The following is a 19,458-nucleotide window of genomic DNA, read 5'->3' as shown; positions in this document are numbered from 1 at the left end:
GCACGGAAGCGTGTCCCGAGACACCCGCCCCGAAAGCGGACCGATCTCCAGAGGCATCCGAACCCCGAAACGAGAAAAGTCTCGGGACATCGAGTGAACGATGTCCCGAGACTTCACAATGGTCGGGCTGACAGGATTTGAACCTGCGACCCCTTGACCCCCAGGTAGACGCTTCAGCTCAGATCCTTGATTTTCCGGGCCTATCTGCCCTTCGAACGGCCTCATTTCACGTCATGGCTTGCATGGTTTGCATGCGTCAGGTCCCGGCCAGGTCCCGACTCTTGGTAGTCATCCAGAACCTCGTCTGGGGTTTACGCGGGGTTTGTGGAAGTGTCCTCTTCTCCCATTGAGGTGCGCGGCGGCGTTGGCGGCCCGCAGGCCGCGGGGAGACCTGCGCGCCAGGGTGCATCCGCCGGCCCGAGTCTCTCCGCGGACGGTCACCCCGTGATCTGGCACCGCTGAACCTCGGGTCGGCGATCCCTTGGGCGAAGACGGCCAGCCGAGTCCTCGGGGGTCATGACGAGCAGGAGTCGGTAGGGGGCGGCGAAGTCCTTGGATCGCAGCTCGGTACCACTGGTAGCGGAGACAGCGTGTCTGCCCCTGGGCACCGACGCGAAGGCTCGGCCGGTGAAGCGCCGGTCGGCGCGCGCATGGGACGCGACCATCGTTCAAAGCATCGCGCGGCGCATACGGGCACTTGACGCGCTCAGCACTCTTCCTCTGAGGTCCTAGTACAAGCGGGAAGCCGAAGCCGGCGAGTCCAAGCGCGCTCAGCGACCCGCCAGCGTGCACTACGACTATGCCTTACTGCCAGGCTGCAACGCGGGCGGCGGGACCTGGGCCGCACCGCACACCCCCGGCACCGATCGAGTGACGACACGCTCGCCTTGACGATGCTCTGCGTCATGATGTGAAGGTGGCCCAAGGAGACTCTTTCCGTCGCCCCGATCCGAGCGCGTTGCCCCGGCAGGTTCTACCGCCGGGGCCGTCTGCGGCGATCCGTGTGCCCACGCACGCGGGCCCGCAGACAAGGGCAGACTTCAACGCATTCGATGAGGCATTCGTACGGTGCTACCCGCCCGCTGCAGAGGCGGCGAAAGATGCCCTGCGCGCCGCGCTGCCTGCGGTTGAGGACGGCGTTGTGATCGAAGGGGCGCCGGCGTTCGACTACATCATCGTGCTTCGCCAAGGGCTTGTGAATGCTGCGACGGAGGTCGCGACCGTCTACGACTCAGAGACATGGCTACATCTCATTCGTAGACTCACCCCTCACGCCTTGGCCTTCGCAGAAACAGGCAGGACGGATACCGAGGGCGACTCGAGACAACGTATTGCTGAGAACCTTGTCGGTACAGCTCGCGGCGAGAGGTTCGAGGCAATGGCCGAAACCGTTCCGATCGCCGTCTCAGCGAGGTTGGCGAAGTTCATGGCGCTCGTCCGATTGGTGGACGAGCTAGAAGGCGCAATCCGTAGCGCCTCCAAAGGTGTCAAGTACAAAGTCCGTAGCACGCGCCGCCCCGCCGTCTTTGGCAGCGCCGCGCTGCTCGATGCTCTCCACGAGTTCGATATCCGCACCTCATGGTCTTCCGCTGACGATGAGGTCCGTCTCGACAAGATTGACGTCGACGCGTTCGATGGCGACCCGCCGATGCTCGTCGCATTCCGCTTCACGCACGGGTACGCGCTCGACGAAACCTGGCACGGACCTTACGCCGCCGCAGCGATAACCGAAGATGCTGTGCAGTTCACGGTCAGGGCCTTCGCCACGGGGGATGAGAAGTACATGATCCTCGGACGCCACGATGTGCTCGCGTCGTTCGACAACCCTGCACAGGTCGTCTCCCTGGTTATCTTCGGAAACGCCCTCCTCCGGACGGTCATGTCCGCCGACAACGACGCTGGACGGACTCTGCCCCACCTTGGACTCATGTCGCTCGCAACAGCGGACCTGGAAGCACAAGTGAGTGCCGCTCTCGGAGATGTCGAGGTTGCGAAGTGGTTGTCAGACAACGGCCATAGCACCCTCACCTCGAGCGAGGTCATGGATCACGTCCAGAGCATGTACGAAGCGGGTCGACGCAGCTTCCCTGGCCCGGTCCTTCAGGACCACGAGGGGATGACTCTGGTCGACGCGTGGGCGTACGCGTGGCACGTGACGCAGGGACTCAAACTCTCGCCAAGCGGAGGCCCGGTAGCGAATCTGACCGGGAAGCAATTCGAGCTCGTCGTCCAGGAACTCATCGACGGAAGCGTGTTCGCTCCGCCCGCTCAGCTCCGCGCAATGCGCGGCAAGGACCTCCGCCTGAACGGATCGGTCATAACCGACGCCGACGCTCTGCTCGTCGTCGGCACCAAGCTCTTCCTGATTTCCTGCAAACGGTTCCTGACTGCCGTCGACTACCTCGCTGGCGAGCACGCCGCGGCGCGGAGCGGGACCGACCGGCTCAACAGGGCGCTGGACCAATGGCAGGACCGAATTGCCACACTGACCAACAACCCCGTCGGAGACAACTATGACTTCTCCGACTACGAGGTCGACGGGTTTGTACTGATGCCAGAGCTGATTTTCACACCGAGAAGCGATTCCCGCGAGTTGCTGCGACTTGGGCACGATGACCTCTTCTTCACGCGCGCGGAGAGCTACAGCCAGTTCGCCGCAACACTCGAGATGGCGAGTTGGCCGCCGGAGCAGCCAGCGCTACGAGCGGTCCGCCTCGCCGAGGCCGGCGTTCGACTCCCTGCACACGCCGCAGATTGAAGAGGCAACGCGTGCATGCTCCGCCGCAACCCGTGGACTGCACGCACGCCTGACGACCGGTCTGCGGGCGCCCAGCGAGCACTCGGCATACGGCGAACTCGACGCTCAGGGAAGAGTCGAGCGAGCGATCAAGCGAGCCCCTGAAGCTTCATTGTCATCGGCGCGAACGTCAGCTTCGGACTTTAGTGAAGCTATCCCACCGCGTTGGGATGCCGAAGTGTGCGTCCGACGCCGGTGACGTAGACGTGGCCCTTTGCAGTTGTGCGGACGACCGCGTTGTACACGTACTCCGTGTCCTGAAAGACGAACTTCTGCGTGCGCTCGAATGCGTCTTCATACTCCGATACGAGCGTAAGGTCGTCCCCTCTTGTCGGGAAACGAGTCGCAATGCGCGTTCGTGCTGACGCCACGGCCCGGTCGGCGTCAGGGGTAGGCCCCGGCTGCTTGCGCCGGTCGAAGAACTTATCGATGGCGTCGTTGAAGCGCGTGCGAAATATCGTGTCTGATGCAGTGGCTGCCCACTGCAGGATGACCTCGGTGGACGAACCCTGACCACCCCATTGGGTAACGGAGCGTGATCGCTTGATGTAGTAGTAGTCGGGTTCGATGTCGGCGAGGAACGCTTCCAGCTCGGCGTCGGTGATATCGCCCCACATCTCGAACACCGTCTCATCCAGAGCGTCAGCGTCTTGCGGGCCATCGGCCGGGCGCAAGACGAGGGTGGAACGTTCAGACTCGAAGAGACGCTCTCGCATGAGGCCAGGCTACCGAGCGGTGGCGCTGGAGCACGAACGTGGAAGGACCGTTTATAGGGCAAAGTCGCCCCGCACGCGGACGCTAAGACCCGCTCACGCTCGAACGCCGGTACCGAAGGCCCAATGCTCGCGCCCGTGCGATCGGCCCGCTGAACGAGCGGCTCCGCGGTGAGCTGGGATGCTGACATCTATGGACGCATATGCCCAGTACGCCCGATCCCGACGAACCCGTCCCCTCGGGCTGAGCAATAGGCGCTTGGCCGCCATGCTGGGAGACTTTGTATACGAGACCTCAAATGCAGAAGACGAGTCCCGACGGTACCTGGAGATGCTTCATGGCAAGGGCAAGCAGGTTCTCACCGGCCGAGACCTCGACTCTCTGGAGCGCTTCACCAGCGAGCACAATCGAGAAGAGCGTCGAGCCGTCGGCATCGAGGAGGAGTACTTCTCGTGGGGCCGTGTCGACGGACTTTCGCGCAAAATCATCCGCACCGCCTCGGAAGCCGTCGTTCGCACAGAACCTGAGTTCGCCGAAAACTCCGCCGCGCTGGATCGGATGTTCGCCACGACGAACGCCCTACGCGAGTTCCGGAATCAGGTTGCGCATCGAACTCCGAGTGATGGCGGAGGGCGACTCCACTTCTATCGCCAAAGCGACAGTCTCGTCACCCCGCGTGAGATCTGGGGCTGGACTGAGGTAGCCGCTAGTTACTGGTCCAACCTGACCTCGATCACGAATGCGATCTCCATGGCAATCGGCGTTGTCACAGGCCCGTGGATGATGATGAGGGTTCCCCGCCCGCTTCAATGGCCACCAGCCGGCATTTCCATCCATGGCCTGCGGGTGATCGAACGAAGCGGCATCTCGGTGCCCGAGCAGAGACTCAAAGACGCCCGGTCGGAGTGGACTGCTGTGACGCGCCGGTGGAAGCTTCAACGTCGATGAACCTCGCCTCGCCGGTTCGCGGGCGATGGAACCTAATCTGCATCAGATGGGGACCGGCCTACGAGCCGTCGCTAGAGACTTGTTCAGCCGCTGATCTAGCAACCGGCGCCAACAAGCCCTCCACTAGGTCGTCGACTTGAACTGCTCCCAATGCACTCCAGCTATCGCCGTCGCGATCGTGTCTTCGGCGTGCCCCAAGGAGTAGCCCGGGGACCCCCCGTGGCGATCCTCTAGCGGTAGGTCAGACCAGAAGGCTTCCACGGAGTACCGCGGCCGGCTCGCACGGGGACCCCCGTCTCTCAACCTGACAGTTACCGGCCGCCCATGGAGCCACACCTCGTATTCGGTGATCTCAAGAACATCCGAGGCACCGACTACGTAGGAATCGATCGCATCTCTCAACTCACTCATGAGGCCTGAACGTACCCGATCGAGTCGTCCCATACCCACGACTCGCTCGAACCAGCGCGGGGGGCGGTGTTGCCCTTCCATCACTAACCAGTCACGGGGCAGTCGACCCGCTTGCTGCACGACCCGGGTCGCTCTGGAGGATCGCTGACGCACTGCGCACACGAGTTGGGGACGGAGTACCGAGGGCGACCGGAGCGCGAAGCGCCGAAGACGAATCGCGGAGGACGGCAGCCGATAGAATCCGGAGAGGTGTTTGGAGGCCGCGTTGAGTGATCCAGTATTGGTCCGGAGTTTTCTCTACCTGGACGCCGAACGCGTTCGGTCGCTGGCCGCCCAGCTTCTTGGCGGCGTGCCGGAGACTAGCACCCAGGACCGGTCGCACGAGGTCGGAGGGGCGGCCAAGGCCGAGGCAGGGCTTCTGAAATTCTTGAGGGCAAGCGGCGAGGCCGACTACCGATATCGCCGTTCATCCACTGAGACGAGTAGCTTGCATCACCAGGTCTACGTTCAGTTTGAGGAAGTTCTCTCCGAAAAAGGTGCTCTGGAGCAAATCGGCGATGGATTCGACTTCGCGGACTGGACGCCTTCGCACTTCGAGGATGGTGCATTCTTTCGTGCTCGCGGCCGAGTCCAGATCGCTGACTACTCTCGGACGATCGAGACGATGCAGGGCTTCCCGTCGCTACTGAAGGCGTTCGCGACAATCCAAACAACGAACATTCAGAACGAGGTGGACGCGGGGAAGATCACCGCAGCCGAGGCGACGATCAAAAAGCGCGAGTTGCAGCAACTTCAGAATACGGTCAAGGGGTTCTCGGTCGACTCGTTGGCCGCCCTCGGCCGCGCGATGTACGCAGATGGCGCGCTCCGTGTGAAGGTACATCCCACGGGAGCCCCCGCGTTGCACGTGATCGTCGGCACAGGCAATCCCGATTCGCTGCTTGTTGAGCTAGGCAATGAAGGCTTGATGCAGTCGCCGGACACTACGGAGTGGACGGTCGTTGGTCAAATATCGGCCGCCGCGCTCTCTACCGGCCTGAACACAATCCCCACCGGGAACGGGATTGAAGATGCCATTGAGGGCATGACGAACGGATTCCGTGGATTAGTGAAGACAGGCAACGCGGCCACCTTCCCAGTGATGGAGTGCACCCCGATCGCGATCTACAGAGAGACGCAGGTCAGCTGAGGGCCCTTGATCTTGTATTGAAGATTTCGGGAGACCATCACGCCCTGCGCGACCGGCTAGAGATTCAGCGCGTCCGATCAGCGGTGGGCTTGTCACCGGCGACGGCGTGGTGATGCTCTTCAATAGGGGCGACGGCTCGGAGTGCGCCATCACATTTCCGCTTTCACCTGTTCGACTGCTTGTCATCGGCGACGGGCTACCCGGGGTTCATCCGCTCTTCAACCACCTAATCGCGAGCCGCTGCTGTAGGTGGCTTGTCGACCACGTTGAGGGACCAGTCGCTAGAGCCATTCGGGGCGGTATCCGACCGTTCAGTGAACGAGCGAAGCGTCGCGTTGGCGCGGCCCCTGCCCCTGCGAAGATGCGTTGCGAACGGCATTGGATTGATCGGTGCTAGAACAAGTCGATCTCCTGCGCCTCGTTGTCATCAGACGAGGAGGCGCTCCTTAGGTCCCAGTCGGTCATCTCGTTGAATCCTTTGCAGGGGCCGAGGTCTCCGTCACAGTTGAGCAAGCCTCGCTTCGCGGCGTCGCGTACTCGCGTATCTTCGCCGGCCCGTCCTAGGTCAAACGACTTTTCGACAATTCGTGCAAGCGGGTATCGGGGGCGTGCAACCATGGACACTTCGTTTGCCTTGACATTGCGAGCGCTCGCCCACGCCTCGACCAGGATCGTCTCACCGACTGGGTGATGGCACTCCGTCTCGTGACAGATGGTGCACCTGCCTTCAGCGTCGCGGTCCGCGATCTTCGGGTAATACTCACGCATCTCATGATCACAGTCTTCGACCAGTTTGCCGCAAATGGAGCACTCGAAGTCGCTCACGAGTCCGGCCGAGACTCCCATCCTTAGGTGGGAGACGTTGATGGGGCAATCCGTCCAGTACTCCTCGTCCTCGCTATAGGTAATCGGGCAGCCGAACAGCCCGCGCTTCACGAACGCCGCGCGGTGAATCGCTGCGTGAGCGTCCTCGCGCAGTGGATGATCCTCGAGATAGTTCAGCGCATCCATCGCAGCAGAGACCGACTTCCTTATGTGCGGCTCGATCGCGTCTTGCACTTCCGTGTCGATGGTGGATTGGAACGCCAGCCACTCGGCGCGTTTCTGGCGCTGGATAGCACGTCGCGCACGGTCGTCGTTCTCAACCAGGTCGAAGTCGAGTGCCGGCATGTGCGCCCCGTCGGTACCGAGAAGCCTCACCACTTCGTCATACTCGTCTTCCGCAGTCTGAAGCGACGCGCGACCGTAATGATCTAGGTACCGCTCACGGTGGGGCCCGCCTGAGGGCGGGATCGGGCCCCATTGCAGGATGAGCATCTTGTACTGCAGCCCTCTGCGCTCAGTCACGTCAATTCCCTTGTTTACGCTTCTTGGCTTCGGCCTGTAGCACCTTCAGAGCCTCGATCACATCTGTACCGCTGCCTTCGAGCTCGATGTCGCGCCCCGTCTCGGTCTCCGCGACGTAGACCCGCAACGGCAGCTCATGCGCCTGCTCGTTTGTCCAGCCCTGGTTGTCTGCTCGCTGGGAAATGAACAGACTCACGGTCAGAATGAGCCAATCGCTGGCCATCGTCAGCAGCGCCAGCCCGAGCGACCACATCTCCGGGTCGATGCTGAACTCTTGCAGGTAGTGCCGCTCGCCCTCAGGCTGCGAAAACTCCAATGGCAGCCCCTTGACACGAGCAGCCTTCGGGAGATATCGAACGTTATCCGTGTAGCAGAGCTCTGGCTTCGCTCCTTCCGCCGTCTGGACAGCGGTGCGGGTGGGGATGAGATAGACCTTGTCTGCGTCGAGGGTCTCGGGTACGGCACCGTCCAGCGGAGTCCAGCCGTGCTCGTTGATTCGGACTGTCATGGCGTGAGCCTACTGGTCCCTCCGACGTCTTCTTCGGCAACGTGGCTGGATCGACAACGTGGCTGGCGATGGCTGTGTCTGGCGACCGCATTGCGGCGGGCTGAACATGGCGAGCCAGAGCATTTGGGCCCGAGGCTTGCGCGAGACCCCGATGTCCGCGTTAGGCGAGCTATCTCCCGAGCGCTCGCTCAACAGCCCGACGGCGCCCGTGCCTGCGCCAGGGACACACTGGCCGCCGGCCCCACCTACAGTGTCCGAACGGCACTCAAGCAAGCTCCTGCACCCTAAACTCGTCTTACCTCGGGCGTGAGGAACGAACTGGTGACAGTTTCGGTTTAGGCCGCGAGTGTGAGCGGCGCAGCTAGCTTGGCTTCGAACTCGATGGGCGTCAAGCCGCCGAGGGTGTCCTGGGCGCGCTGGCGGTGATACTTCCGCTCGATCCACACGACAATCGCGAGCCGGAGTTCCTGCCGGGTCGTCCATCGCTGGTGGTTGAGGACGTTCGTCTGCAGCAGTGACCAGAACGATTCCATGGCGGCTTTGTCTCCGGCGGCGCCGACGCGTCCCATCGATCCGACCATGTCATGGCGGCGCAGTTCGCGGGCCATGGCACGGCTTCGGAACTGGCTGCCTCTGTCAGCGTGCAGGATGCATCCGGCGACGTCGCCTCGGCGAGTGACGGCGTTGCGGGCGGCGTCGACGGCGAGCTTCGCGGTCATCCGGTCCGAGATCGAGTAGCCGACGATCCGGTTGGAGAACATGTCCTTGATCGCGCAGCAGTAGAGCTTGCCTTCACCCGTCCAATGCTCCGTGATGTCCGTGAGCCAGAGCCGGTTCGGGGCATCGGCGCGGAAGGCCCGCTTCACATGGTCATCGAATACCGGAGGGCCCGCCTTCTTTGTCCTTGCCGCGCCGGCGGCGCCGCGCGGACGAGAGGATCCCAGCCTGCGAGCACAGCTTCCACGCCGTCCGACGGCTCATCCGCCACCCCGCACGCCGCGCCTCATCAGCCAAGTAGCGGTACCCGAACGTCGGGTCGTCATGGTGCGCGTCACGCAGTGCGTTGATCCGATGCGCGCGGAGCACGTCCGCGTCCCGGACAGGGTCGCCTCTCCACCGGTAGTAGGACTGTCTTGCGAGCTTGAGGACCCGGCACGACACCGTCACGGGAATCCCCGTCTCGGCGAGCTCAGATACGAGCGGGTACGTCATTTTGGGGAGCCGCCGAGTTTCAGGTTCGCCTGCGACAGATACGCCGCAGCCCGACACAGGACCTCGTTCTCCTGCTCGAGCAGGCGGATCCGTTTCTTCAATTCCCGCGCCTCTGCCGCGTCCGCAGCGGTCTGACCGGGCCGGTTGCCGTCTTCGACATCGGCCTGGCGCAGCCAGTTCTGCAGGGTCGCTTCACTGATACCGAAGTCGGTCGCGATCTGTTTGATGGTGACGCCGCTCTCACGGCTACGAGCAACCGCGACAACGTCCTCGCGGAACTCTCTGGGACAAGGACCGGGCATGATGACATCCTCCCCGCCAGCACCTCCCGGCACCAACGATCAGTTGTCACCAGTTCGCTCCGCACGCCCGAGTACCGATCCTCAAGCCGTTAGAGCCCGTACTCAGACGCATTACTGAGGGCCGCGAACATGAGCAGCCGCTCCTCCGAGGACCCCGAGGCGGAGTCCTCACCACCGGGACGCTCTCGCGAGCAACCGACTGGACCAACCTGGTGCAAAGACTCGGCCACCCCGGTCTGCGACGACACGATCTCAGACACGCCGGGGCCACATGGTTCGCGAACGCCGGCGTCCCGCTTCACATCGTCCGTGACATCCTCGGACACGCCTCGATCGAGACGACCAAGGGCTACTTGCACGCCGACACCACCGAGCTCGCGCGCGCCGCGGAACGGACGAACCAGCATCTCAGATGGAGCGGAGCGAGGCTCTACAACACTTGACTTTGATTCATGGGGTCAGGGGCTTGGGAACAGGTTGGGACCATGCGAGTTCCGTGAGGTTCGACATCCCGTAACATAGGAAGCACAAATCGGGACCACAGGATCGGCCTTCGTCCGGCGCTTACTCGCGGAAATCGGACACTCGGAAATGCCGTTCCATCAGGCTTTTTCTGTCGGGATGACAGGATTTGAACCTGCGACCCCCTGACCCCCAGTCAGGTGCGCTACCAAGCTGCGCCACATCCCGTTGTTGAGTTATCTAGGCTGTTCTCGACCGTTGAAGACAATGTGTCCCCCAGTCAAGTGCGCTACCAAACTGCGCCACAGCCCGTTGTTCAGTTGAGTCGCCCGCGGGCAACTCGGATAGTCTAGCCGGTCGCCGACGCGGTCGCGAACCGGGGCGCTCCCCGCGCGTGGCGCGGCGGATCAGAGCGTGTGCGACCGGCCCGCGAGCCAGCCCGACACTGCAACGGCGACGGAGACCGCCATTAGTACGATCAGCGCCGGGGCCCAACTGCCCGCCGCGTCGTGCAGGCCGCCGGCGGCGACCGGGCCGATCGCCGCGAGCACGTAGCCGAGGCACTGCGCCATGCCCGACAGCGACGCCGCCTGGCTGTGATCGCGGGTGCGCAGGCCGAAGAACGACAGCGCCAGCACGATGCTCGCACCGCCCGCGAACCCGACGATCCCCGACCAGGCGAGACCACCCGCGGGCGCGAAGAGGAAGCCGGCGCTGCCGACGAACATCAGCGCGGCACCGCCGACCGCGAGCGCCCGCTGGTCGCGCATGCGCGGGATGAGCGCGGAGGCCGTGAGGCTGCCGACGATTCCGAGGGCGTTGACGACGAGCAGGTGCATGCCCGCCTCCGCCTCGCTGAATCCGGCGGCCGTTTCGATCGAGGGCAGCCAGGTCACGAAGATGTAGTACACGACCGACTGCAGCCCCATGAAGACCGTCACCTGCCAGGCCAGCGCCCTCCCCCACGGCGAGCGCGGCGCCGACGACACGCCCCCGGATGGACCGCTCCGCTCGGCGGCGACCACCGACGCGGCCGCGACCACCGCCGTCGCCGGCCCCCTGCGCAGCTGCGGCGCGAGCACGCCGAGCGCGATCAGAGCCAGCCCTGCCCACATCCCGAGCGGCAGGCGCCAACCGAGCGCCGTCGCGGCCGCGATCGGCACGGCGACCCCGGCGGCGATCGCGGCGAAGATGCCCTGCACCGCCGAGTACGCCCCGGTGACCTGGCCGATCCGGTCGGGGAAGTCGCGCTTGACGAGTGCGGGCAGGAGCACGTTCAGCACCGCGATCGCGACACCGATGAGCGCCGTGCCGACCCCGAGCAGCGGCATCGGCGGAAGCGAGCGCACGACGAGACCGACGGCGAGCACACCGAGTCCGAGACCCACCGTGCGCTCGAGCCCGAGGCGCTGGGCGACGCGGGGAGCGAAGGGCGACACCACGGCGAACGCGAGCAGCGGCAGGCTGACGAGGATCGACGCCGCCATCGACGACAGGCCGAGGTCGCGCTCCATATCGGGCACGAGCGGCCCGACCGTCGTGATCGCCGCGCGCAGGTTGCCGGCGACGAGCAGCAGCCCCGCGAGCACGAGCCAGGCGGGGAGCGAGCGTGCGGCGCGGGCGGCGTTCATCATGGCGTGCTGAGGTCCTTCTGGCTCGAGGGGCGCCCGGACATCCGGATATTCATACCTGATTTATATAACCATGGTATGCTTTCGGACGTGGACAGGGAACGCGATCTCGAGGCGCTGATCGTCGGCGCTCATGCGCTGACCCGCATCGCCGCGCTCGATACGCGGAGCGAGACCCCGTCCGCCCAGTGGCGCACCCTGGCGATCCTACGCGAGGGCGGCCCCCAGCGCCTCGGCGACCTGGCCAGGATCAGCCGCGTCAGCCAACCGGGCATGACCCGCCTCATCAAGACGATGAGCGAGGCCGGCCTCGTCGAGCGCACGCACGACCCGGACGATTCGCGCGTCGTGCGCGTCGACGTGACCGATGCCGGCGTCGACGCCTATTTCGCTTGGCGCAAGGAGCTCACCGCGGCGCTCATCCCCCGGTTCTCCGGCCTGAGCGACGCGGATTGGGCCGCCATCCGGCGCACCGCCGAGATCGCCGCGGCGATCACCGACGGCATCGGTGATCCCGACGCACCGTAGCGCGCCGACCGTGCGGCGGGCGCCCGGCTGGACGCCCCTACGCGCCGCACGGGCGTCCGCCGCGCCCGCGGCGAATCCTGCTCGCACCGCAGCAGACCCGCGCCGAGACGGCCGCGGCGTGCCTCGAGCCCAGAATCCTCCCCCATCCCACAGCAGAAAGGACCCCGCGTGAGCAAGCCCCGATCCGCCGCGCCCTCCGCGCCCTCCGCGCCCATCTGGAAGCAGCCGCTGGCCGTCTGGGCGATCGCGTTCGCCTGCGTCGTCGCTTTCATGGGCATCGGCCTCGTCGACCCGATCCTGCCGGCGATCGCCGAGCAGCTCCACGCGACGCCGTTCCAGTCGGAGCTGCTGTTCACGAGCTACCTCGCGGTGACGGGCCTGGCCATGCTCGTCACGAGCTTCGTGTCGAGCCGCATCGGCACGAAGGCGTCGCTGCTGATCGGGCTCGCACTCGTCGTCGTCTTCGCGTTCCTGTGCGCGATCAGCGGCTCGGTCGACGAGGTCATCGGGTTCCGCGCCGGATGGGGGCTCGGGAACGCCCTGTTCATCTCGACCGCGCTGGCGGCGATCGTCGGGGCCGCCTCCGGCGGCTCCGGCCAGGCCATCGTCCTCTACGAGGCGGCCCTCGGAATCGGCATCGCCGTCGGACCGCTCGTGGGCGGCCTGCTCGGCGAGGTCAGTTGGCGCGGGCCGTTCTTCGGCGTCGCCGCGCTGATGGCGATCGCGTTCATCGCGATCCTCACCCTCCTGCGCACACCGCACGAGAAGCGGTCGCCGATCAAGCTCTCCGCGCCCATCACGGCTCTCGGCCGGCCGGCGCTCGGCACGCTCGCGGTCACGGCGCTGTTCTACAACGTCGCGTTCTTCATCCTGCTCGCGTACTCACCGTTCCCCCTCGGCTTCGGCGCCATGGGCATCGGTTACACGTTCTTCGGCTGGGGCATCGCGCTCGCGATCACGAGCGTCTGGCTCGCCCCCATCATGATCCGCGCCTGGGGCCGCCGCGTCACGCTGATGGTCGCCCTCCCCCTGCTCGCGGTCGACCTCGTCGTCGCCGGCGTCCTCGTCGAGACACCCGCCGCGCTCGTGACCTGCATCATCGTGGGCGGGCTGTTCCTGGGCGTGTGCAACACGACGCTCACCGAGGCCGTCATGGAGGCCACCGACCTGCCCCGCCAGGTCGCGTCATCGTCGTACTCGGCGGTCCGCTTCCTCGGCGGTGCCGCCGCCCCGCCGCTGGCCGCCTGGCTCGGCGCGCAGTTCAGCGACACGGTGCCGTACGTGTTCGCGGCCGGCGCCGCCGTCGTCGCGACGCTCGTGCTCGCGTTCGCGAAGCGCCCACTCGCCGTGATCGACGCGCACGACGCCGACGCCGCGGAGGAGGCGGAGGCCGCCCTGCTCGGCGACGCCGCCTGACCTCTGCGGGAAGCCCCGGGCGCGCCGCCGCGCGCCCGGGGCTTCCGCGTCCCGCGACGCGGCCGGTTCCGGATGCCTCTGCCGCAGTACCATGGGCGGATGGCCGAGTCGGTGCGATTGGACGTGTGGCTGTGGGCCGTGCGCGTCTACAAGACCCGCTCGCTCGCGACGACCGCCGTGCGCGGCGGTCACGTGCGCGTCAACGGCGACCCCGTCAAGGCGGCGCACGCGCTGCGCGTCGGCGACGAGGTGCGCGTGCGCATCGGGCACATCACGAAGATCCTCGGCGTCGCGCAGCTGCTGACCAAGCGGGTGGGCGCGCCGATCGCGGCGAAGGCCTACGAGGACCGCACGCCTCCCCCGCCCCCGCGGGAGTTCGTCGCGCCGCCCGGCCTCCGGGACCGCGGCGCCGGGCGCCCGACCAAGCGCGAGCGCCGGGACATCGACAGGCTCCGCGGCAGGGCCTGAGCTCGCGCGCCCCCGCCGCGCGACGGTATGCACTGAGCGCATACGGTTCTGTCATGCCATCTATTTGACGACATACTCTGGCGGGCGGACACTGATTCGGTCCGCTGACAGCGGGGACGTGCCGTACGAAGGCGTGCACGGCCGACGACGCAATGGAGAACTCAACGATGAAAACCGCGTCCCGCCCTTGGATCGTCGCCCTGTGCTGGCTGACGGTCGCATTCGAGGGCTTTGACATCGTCGCGCTCGGCGCGACCATCCCGGTCCTCACGGACCCGGCGCACGGGGTCGGCGTCACCGCAGCCGAGATGACGTTCGTCGCGACGATCTCGCTCGTCGGCGTCGGCGCCGGCGCCACGGCGATCGGCCCGCTCGCGGATCGGTTCGGGCGGCGCGGGCCCCTGATGGCGTGCATCCTCGTGTTCTCGATCTTCACCCTCGTGTTCCCCCTCATGCCGAACGCCGCGATGATGGGCGCCGTCCGGTTCATCGCCGGCCTCGGCCTCGGCGGCTGCATGCCCGTCGCCGTCACGATGATGCAGGAGTCAGCGCCCGGCGGCCGCAAGGCCCACGCCTCGACGATCACGATGACCGGCTACCACGCCGGGGCCGTGCTCGCGTCGCTCGGCGCCCTCTGGCTCGGCGGCAACTGGCACTGGCTGTTCTACCTCGGCGGCCTCATCGGGCTGGCCCTCGTCCCCGTCATGTGGGCGAAGCTTCCCGAGACCCACCCGCTCGCGAACGCGGAGGCGGCCCCTGGCCCGCGGTACGGTGTGCGAGACCTGTTCACGAGCGGCCGCGGCCGCATCACGATCGGCCTCTGGGTCGGCACCTTCATGGGCCTGCTCCTGGTCTACGGCCTGAACACCTGGCTGCCGAAGATCATGGCCGAGGCCGGCTACCCGATGTCCAACTCCCTCGTGATGCTCTTCGTCATGAACGTCGGCGCGATCATCGGCCTGCTCGTCGGCGGCAGGATCGGCGACGCGAAGGGCGTCAAGGGCACGATCCTGATCTGGTTCGGCGCCTCCGCCGTGCTGCTGTCGGTCCTGAGCATCCCCTTCACGAACGAGCTGCTGCTCGATGCGGTGCTGATGGCCACGGGCGTGTTCGTCTTCAGCGCGCAGGTGCTCATCTACGGCCTCGTCGGCTACGTGTACCCCAAGGCGCTCACGGCGACCGGCATGGGCTTCACCTCGGGCGTCGGCCGCCTGGGTGCCATCGTCGGCCCGCTCATCTCCGGCGTGCTCGTGACGGCGGGCATCGCCTACCCCGCCGGCTTCTACATGTTCGCCGCGGCCGCGGTCATCGCGTTCGTCGCCGTACTCTCGATCCCGAAGCCGAAGGCATCGACCGCGGCGGCCCTGGCGGCGCAGGAATCCCAGGAATCCGCCCGCGCGTGATCCGCGGACGGAACGGCTGAGCCCCCCACACGGGGGCTCAGCCGTTCCGCGCTTCCGCCAGCGCACGCCGTGCCAGGCCGATGAACCACGCGCGCGGCCCCGTCGCCCCCGTCACGGCCGCGTCCCAGTACAGGTTCACGTCGAACTCGGGCATGCCCTTCGGCAGCTCGCGCACCGCGAGGCCCCACGTAGGCGCGACGGCGTCCGCCATGTGCACGGGCATCACGGCCATCAGCCCACCGTCCGCGACCAGCTGCGGCAGCGCGAGGAAGTGCTGCACCTGCACCGCCGCCCGGCGCACCACGCCGACGGCCGCGAGCGCCGCATCGATCTGCGCATGCCCCGCCCGCTTGCTGACGACCGCGTGCGCGCGCTCGGCGACCTCCTCCGCCGTCAGTCGGAGAGCCGCCGGGGCGTCATCCGGATGCATGAGCGCGACGTAGTGATCGCCGCGCAGCACAGCAGCCCGCCCCGAGACGTCGAGCTCGACCGACGCGATCGCGGCATCGATCGCACCGCGTGCGAGGGCGTCGACGACCTCGTCGATCGGCGTCTGCTCGACGATGACCGACGCGAACGGCGCCTCCGCCGCCATGGCCCGCAGCACGGCGGGCAGGAAGCTCGACTCGCCGATGTCGGACAGCCGGATGCGGAACTCCCGTTCCGTCGTCGCCGGATCGAACGCGCGGTGCGCGTCGACCGCGTCATCGAGGTTCGCGAGCGCGGAGCGCACGAGGGGCCCGAGCTCCACGGCGCGCTCCGTCGGCACGATGCCTGCGCCGTGCCGGACGAACAGCGGGTCGCCCAGCTGCTCGCGCAGGCGGCCGAGCGCGTGCGACACGGTGGGCTGGGTGAGGCGGAGGTCATCGGCGGCGGCCGTCACCGACCCCGCATCGAGGATCGCGAGGAACGTGCGCAGCAGGTTCAGGTCGACGGACATGCGGCCATCCTATAGACGATGTCTATGAATATCAGTGCTGATATGTATTGGCGCGCATGAGGCTGACTGCGTACGGTCGGGAGCATGACACGAGCAACGGTGCGCGACACGACGTACGAGATCCTGCGTGCGCACGGGATGACGACGGTCTTCGGAAACCCCGGTTCGAACGAACTGCCGTTCCTCGCGGGGATGCCCGACGACTTCCGGTACGTCCTCGGCCTGCACGAGGGCGCCGTCGTCGGCATGGCCGACGGCTACGCGCAGGCAACGGGTCGCCCGGCGTTCGTGAGCCTGCACGCGGCATCCGGAACGGGCAACGCCATGGGGGCGCTCACGAACGCGCATTACGCGCACTCGCCGCTCGTGCTGCTCGCCGGTCAGCAGGTCCGCAGCACCGTCGGGCAGGAGGTCATGCTCTCGAGCGTCGATGCGGCGCTGCTGCCGCGCCCGCTCGTGAAGCACTCGCACGAGCCGCTCTCCCCCGACGACGTCTCGCGGTCGGTCGCGCACGCGATCCACGAGGCGGGCAGCTCGCCGCGCGGGCCCGTCTACCTCTCGGTCCCGTATGACGACTGGTCGCAACCGGCACCCGCCGATGACGCCCTGCTCGCGTCGCGATCCGTGCGGCACGCGGCCGCGCTCGACGGCGGCCAGCTCGCGGCGCTCGTCGCCGACCTCGACGCCGCTCGGGCCCCCGTGCTCGTGCTCGGACCGGATGTCGACGCCGAGCGCGCCCAGCCGCACGCCGTCGCCCTCGCGGAACGCCTCGGCGCCCCCGTCTGGGTCGCCCCCTCGCCGTCGCGCTGCCCGTTCCCGACGACGCACCCGCATTTCCGCGGGCAGCTGCAGACCGGGAAGAACGCGCTGCGGGGCGCGCTGGAGGGCCACGACCTGATCGTCGTGATCGGCGCGCCCGCCTTCCGCTATCACCGCTACGAGGAGGGCTCCTACCTGCCGGAGGGGACTCGCGTGCTGCACCTCACGCAGGACCCGTCCGAGGCGGCCCGCGCCCCCTTCGGCTCCGCGACGGTCACCCCCGTCGGCGCCGCCCTGGCCGGGCTCGCCGAGGGCGTCGCCGACCGCGGCGAGCGCCTGACTCCGCGGCCGGCGCCGGCCGTCCGCCGCGCCCCCGGCGGCATGACAGGGGAAGAGATCCTCGAGATCCTCGACGAGCGGTCCGCTCCGGGCATCACCTACGTGAACGAGACGACCACGCTCGACACGATGTTCCTCGAGCGCGTCGCCATGACCGAGCCGGACAGCTATCACTTCCCGGCATCGGGCGGGCTCGGCTTCGGGCTGCCCGCGGCGGTCGGCGTCTCGCTCGCGCGCCCCGACGACACCGTCGTCGCGGTCGTCGGCGACGGCAGCGCCAATTACGGCATCACCGCGCTGTGGACCGCCGCTCAGCAGCGCACCCGCACGGTGTTCGTCATCGCGAACAACGGCACGTACGGCGCGCTGCGCGGGTTCGCCGCTGTGCTCGACGCGCTCGACGCCCCCGGTCTCGACGTGCCCGGCATCGATTTCGTCGCTCTCGCGACGGGCTACGGCGTGCCCGCCAGCCGCGTCACGACGCCCGACGCGTTCCGCGCGGCATACGACGCGGCCCTGGCAGCGGACGGCCCCGTGCTGATCGACGCGCGCATCGTCTTCTAGGCTTCCACCCACACCCCTCGAAGGAGAGATCATGACACTTCTCGACACCGCACTCTGGAGCGGCAGGATCAGCACCGGATCGTGGCAGCCGGGTCACGGCGGCGCCTACGACGTCGTCGCGCCCGCAACGGGCGAGGTGCTCGGCAGCATCGGTTCCGCCGACGCCTCCGACGCGTACGCCGCCTCCGCACGAGCCGCCGAGGCGCAGCGCGGCTGGGCGGCGAAGGCACCGGAGGAGCGCGCGGCCGTGCTGCGCCGGGCCGGCCTCCTCTTCGAGGAGCACGCGGAGGAGATCCAGGGCTGGATCATCCGCGAGGCCGGGTCCATCCCGCCCAAGGCGGGGCTGGAGACCCACATCGCCGCGAACGAGTGCTTCGACTCGTCGGCGCTCCCCCACCTCGCGCAGGGCGAGGTGCTGCCGAGCGACGAGGCGCGCTGGTCGTTCGCGCGTCGCAAGCCGATCGGCGTCGTCTCGGTGATCGCGCCGTTCAACTTCCCGCTCATCCTGGCTATCCGCGCCGTCGCCCCCGCGCTCGCGACCGGGAACGCCGTGCTGCTCAAGCCGGACCCCCGCACGGCCGTGTGCGCCGGCGTGTCGATCATGCGCGTCTTCGAGGAGGCGGGCCTGCCGGCCGGCGTGCTGCAGCTGCTGCCGGGCGGTGCGGACGTCGGGTCGGCCGTCGTCGATGCCCCCGAGGTCGGCATGGTCGCCTTCACCGGATCCACCGGCGCCGGCCGGAAGATCGGCGAGACCTGCGGGCGCCTGCTGAAGCGCGCCCACCTGGAGCTCGGCGGCAACAACGCCATGATCGTGCTCCCCGGCGTCGACGTCGCCAAGGCGGCGAGCGCGGCGGCGTTCGGCTCGTGGATGCACCAGGGCCAGATCTGCATGACGACGGGCCGCCACATCGTGCACGAGTCGGTGTACGACGAGTACGTCGCCGCCCTCGTCGAGAAGGCGAACGCGCTGCCCGTCGGCGACCCGGCGAGCGAACAGGTCGCCCTCGGCCCCCTCATCGACGACGGCCAGACGCGGCACTGCGCCGAGATCGTGGCCGACGCGCGCTCCGCGGGCGCGACGATCGCCGCGGGAGGCACCCACGAGGGCCGGTTCTTCCGCCCCACCGTGATCACGGATCTCGACCGAGACAACCGCGCATGGGCGGAGGAGATCTTCGGCCCCGTCGCCCCCGTCATGAAGTTCTCGACGGTCGACGAGGCGGTCGAGCTCGCGAACGACTGCGACTTCGGCCTCTCGATCGGCGTGCTCGGCAACGTCAGCGACGCCATGGTGATCGCCGACCGCCTCGACAGCGGCAAGGTGCACATCAACGAGCAGACGGTGTCCGACGAGTCGCAGGCGCCGTTCGGCGGCACGAAGTCGTCGGGCAACGGCACCCGCATCGGCGGGGCCACGACGAACCTCGAAGCGTTCACCGAGATCCAGTGGCTCACGGTGCGGCCGGAGATCGCCGACTACCCGTTCTGACCCCGCGCGACGGCCTCGGCCGGGGCGGATC

General features: G+C 67.2%; 15 protein-coding genes, 1 tRNA gene and 1 pseudogene. 10 read left to right on the top strand and 7 right to left on the bottom strand.

The features are described 5' to 3' along the window. The first annotated feature begins 1,003 nt into the window (after nucleotides 1-1,003). Nucleotides 1,004-2,758, top strand: a complete 1,755-nt coding sequence (locus C0010_RS12230) for a hypothetical protein (RefSeq protein ID WP_105567373.1) — start codon at nucleotides 1,004-1,006, stop codon at nucleotides 2,756-2,758. 191 nt (nucleotides 2,759-2,949) lie between these two features. On the opposite strand, the gene C0010_RS12225 is transcribed toward C0010_RS12230, so the two are convergent. After that, a complete protein-coding gene (locus C0010_RS12225; RefSeq protein ID WP_105567372.1) occupies nucleotides 2,950-3,513 on the bottom strand; it encodes a hypothetical protein in 564 nt (187 codons plus the stop codon). A 256-nt stretch (nucleotides 3,514-3,769) separates the two neighbouring features. On the opposite strand from C0010_RS12225, the gene C0010_RS12220 reads away from it, so the two are divergent. Continuing rightward, on the top strand, nucleotides 3,770-4,459 hold the full coding sequence (locus C0010_RS12220; RefSeq protein WP_158685497.1) for a hypothetical protein: 690 nt from the start codon (nucleotides 3,770-3,772) through the stop codon (nucleotides 4,457-4,459). Nucleotides 4,460-5,135: 676 nt separating this feature from the next. Continuing rightward, nucleotides 5,136-6,059, top strand: a complete 924-nt coding sequence (locus C0010_RS12210; protein ID WP_158685496.1) for a DUF6414 family protein — start codon at nucleotides 5,136-5,138, stop codon at nucleotides 6,057-6,059. A gap of 393 nt (nucleotides 6,060-6,452) precedes the next feature. On the opposite strand, the gene C0010_RS12205 is transcribed toward C0010_RS12210, so the two are convergent. The 3 genes and pseudogenes from C0010_RS12205 to C0010_RS12195 all read right to left on the bottom strand — a co-directional run bounded on the left by C0010_RS12205 (nucleotide 6,453) and on the right by C0010_RS12195 (nucleotide 9,428). After that, nucleotides 6,453-7,406 carry a hypothetical protein gene (locus C0010_RS12205; protein ID WP_105567368.1) on the bottom strand — a complete coding sequence of 318 codons (954 nt, stop codon included), beginning with the start codon at nucleotides 7,404-7,406 and terminating at the stop codon, nucleotides 6,453-6,455. A gap of 1 nt (nucleotide 7,407) precedes the next feature. Further along, nucleotides 7,408-7,914 (bottom strand): hypothetical protein, encoded by a 507-nt coding sequence (locus tag C0010_RS12200; RefSeq protein ID WP_105567367.1) that lies wholly within the window; start codon nucleotides 7,912-7,914, stop codon nucleotides 7,408-7,410. A gap of 335 nt (nucleotides 7,915-8,249) precedes the next feature. Next, nucleotides 8,250-9,428 (bottom strand): annotated as a pseudogene (locus C0010_RS12195) (IS3 family transposase). 38 nt (nucleotides 9,429-9,466) lie between these two features. Here C0010_RS12195 and C0010_RS15300 point away from each other — a divergent pair. Further along, a complete protein-coding gene (locus tag C0010_RS15300) occupies nucleotides 9,467-9,871 on the top strand; it encodes a tyrosine-type recombinase/integrase (RefSeq protein ID WP_105567366.1) in 405 nt (134 codons plus the stop codon). Between the two features lie 173 nt (nucleotides 9,872-10,044). On the opposite strand, the gene C0010_RS12185 is transcribed toward C0010_RS15300, so the two are convergent. Both C0010_RS12185 and C0010_RS12180 read right to left on the bottom strand, forming a co-directional pair. Beyond that, nucleotides 10,045-10,118, bottom strand: a tRNA-Pro gene (locus C0010_RS12185). Between the two features lie 179 nt (nucleotides 10,119-10,297). Further along, nucleotides 10,298-11,524: a CynX/NimT family MFS transporter gene (locus C0010_RS12180; protein WP_105567365.1), complete on the bottom strand. Its 1,227-nt coding sequence runs from the start codon at nucleotides 11,522-11,524 to the stop codon at nucleotides 10,298-10,300. Between the two features lie 87 nt (nucleotides 11,525-11,611). On the opposite strand from C0010_RS12180, the gene C0010_RS12175 reads away from it, so the two are divergent. From C0010_RS12175 to C0010_RS12160, 4 genes are all read left to right on the top strand, one after another. Beyond that, nucleotides 11,612-12,049, top strand: coding sequence for a MarR family winged helix-turn-helix transcriptional regulator (locus tag C0010_RS12175; RefSeq protein ID WP_232531944.1), 438 nt, complete (start codon nucleotides 11,612-11,614; stop codon nucleotides 12,047-12,049). A gap of 168 nt (nucleotides 12,050-12,217) precedes the next feature. Further along, complete coding sequence (locus tag C0010_RS12170) at nucleotides 12,218-13,465, top strand: MFS transporter (RefSeq protein WP_232531943.1); 1,248 nt, start codon at nucleotides 12,218-12,220, stop codon at nucleotides 13,463-13,465. Between the two features lie 99 nt (nucleotides 13,466-13,564). Continuing rightward, nucleotides 13,565-13,933 carry an RNA-binding S4 domain-containing protein gene (locus C0010_RS12165; protein ID WP_198410853.1) on the top strand — a complete coding sequence of 123 codons (369 nt, stop codon included), beginning with the start codon at nucleotides 13,565-13,567 and terminating at the stop codon, nucleotides 13,931-13,933. A 167-nt stretch (nucleotides 13,934-14,100) separates the two neighbouring features. Further along, complete coding sequence (locus C0010_RS12160; protein ID WP_105567460.1) at nucleotides 14,101-15,336, top strand: MFS transporter; 1,236 nt, start codon at nucleotides 14,101-14,103, stop codon at nucleotides 15,334-15,336. 37 nt (nucleotides 15,337-15,373) lie between these two features. Here C0010_RS12160 and C0010_RS12155 read toward each other — a convergent pair whose 3' ends face one another. After that, on the bottom strand, nucleotides 15,374-16,276 hold the full coding sequence (locus tag C0010_RS12155) for a LysR family transcriptional regulator (protein WP_105567362.1): 903 nt from the start codon (nucleotides 16,274-16,276) through the stop codon (nucleotides 15,374-15,376). 84 nt (nucleotides 16,277-16,360) lie between these two features. Here C0010_RS12155 and mdlC point away from each other — a divergent pair, with 84 nt between their 5' ends. Together mdlC and C0010_RS12145 are read left to right on the top strand one after the other, a co-directional pair. Next, nucleotides 16,361-17,938, top strand: a complete 1,578-nt coding sequence (mdlC, locus tag C0010_RS12150) for a benzoylformate decarboxylase (RefSeq protein WP_105567361.1) — start codon at nucleotides 16,361-16,363, stop codon at nucleotides 17,936-17,938. Between the two features lie 31 nt (nucleotides 17,939-17,969). Then, complete coding sequence (locus tag C0010_RS12145; protein ID WP_105567360.1) at nucleotides 17,970-19,427, top strand: benzaldehyde dehydrogenase; 1,458 nt, start codon at nucleotides 17,970-17,972, stop codon at nucleotides 19,425-19,427. The last annotated feature ends 31 nt before the right edge of the window (nucleotides 19,428-19,458 follow it).

It is taken from the genome of Microbacterium halophytorum, from assembly GCF_002970975.1.
Lineage (GTDB): Bacteria > Actinomycetota > Actinomycetes > Actinomycetales > Microbacteriaceae > Microbacterium > Microbacterium halophytorum.
The sequence above is the reverse complement of the archived record's forward strand: the minus strand, read 5'-3'. Positions and strand labels throughout refer to the sequence as shown.

Excerpts from the sequence above, each read along its gene's own strand:
- C0010_RS12225 (WP_105567372.1), bottom strand. The coding sequence starts at position 3,513 with ATGCGAGAGCGTCTCTTCGAGTCTGAACGTTCCACCCTCGTCTTGCGC.
- C0010_RS12200 (WP_105567367.1), bottom strand. The coding sequence starts at position 7,914 with ATGACAGTCCGAATCAACGAGCACGGCTGGACTCCGCTGGACGGTGCC.
- C0010_RS12180 (WP_105567365.1), bottom strand. The coding sequence starts at position 11,524 with ATGATGAACGCCGCCCGCGCCGCACGCTCGCTCCCCGCCTGGCTCGTG.
- C0010_RS12165 (WP_198410853.1), top strand. The coding sequence starts at position 13,565 with ATGGCCGAGTCGGTGCGATTGGACGTGTGGCTGTGGGCCGTGCGCGTC.
- C0010_RS12160 (WP_105567460.1), top strand. The coding sequence starts at position 14,101 with ATGAAAACCGCGTCCCGCCCTTGGATCGTCGCCCTGTGCTGGCTGACG.
- C0010_RS12155 (WP_105567362.1), bottom strand. The coding sequence starts at position 16,276 with ATGTCCGTCGACCTGAACCTGCTGCGCACGTTCCTCGCGATCCTCGAT.
- mdlC (WP_105567361.1), top strand. The coding sequence starts at position 16,361 with ATGACACGAGCAACGGTGCGCGACACGACGTACGAGATCCTGCGTGCG.
- C0010_RS12145 (WP_105567360.1), top strand. The coding sequence starts at position 17,970 with ATGACACTTCTCGACACCGCACTCTGGAGCGGCAGGATCAGCACCGGA.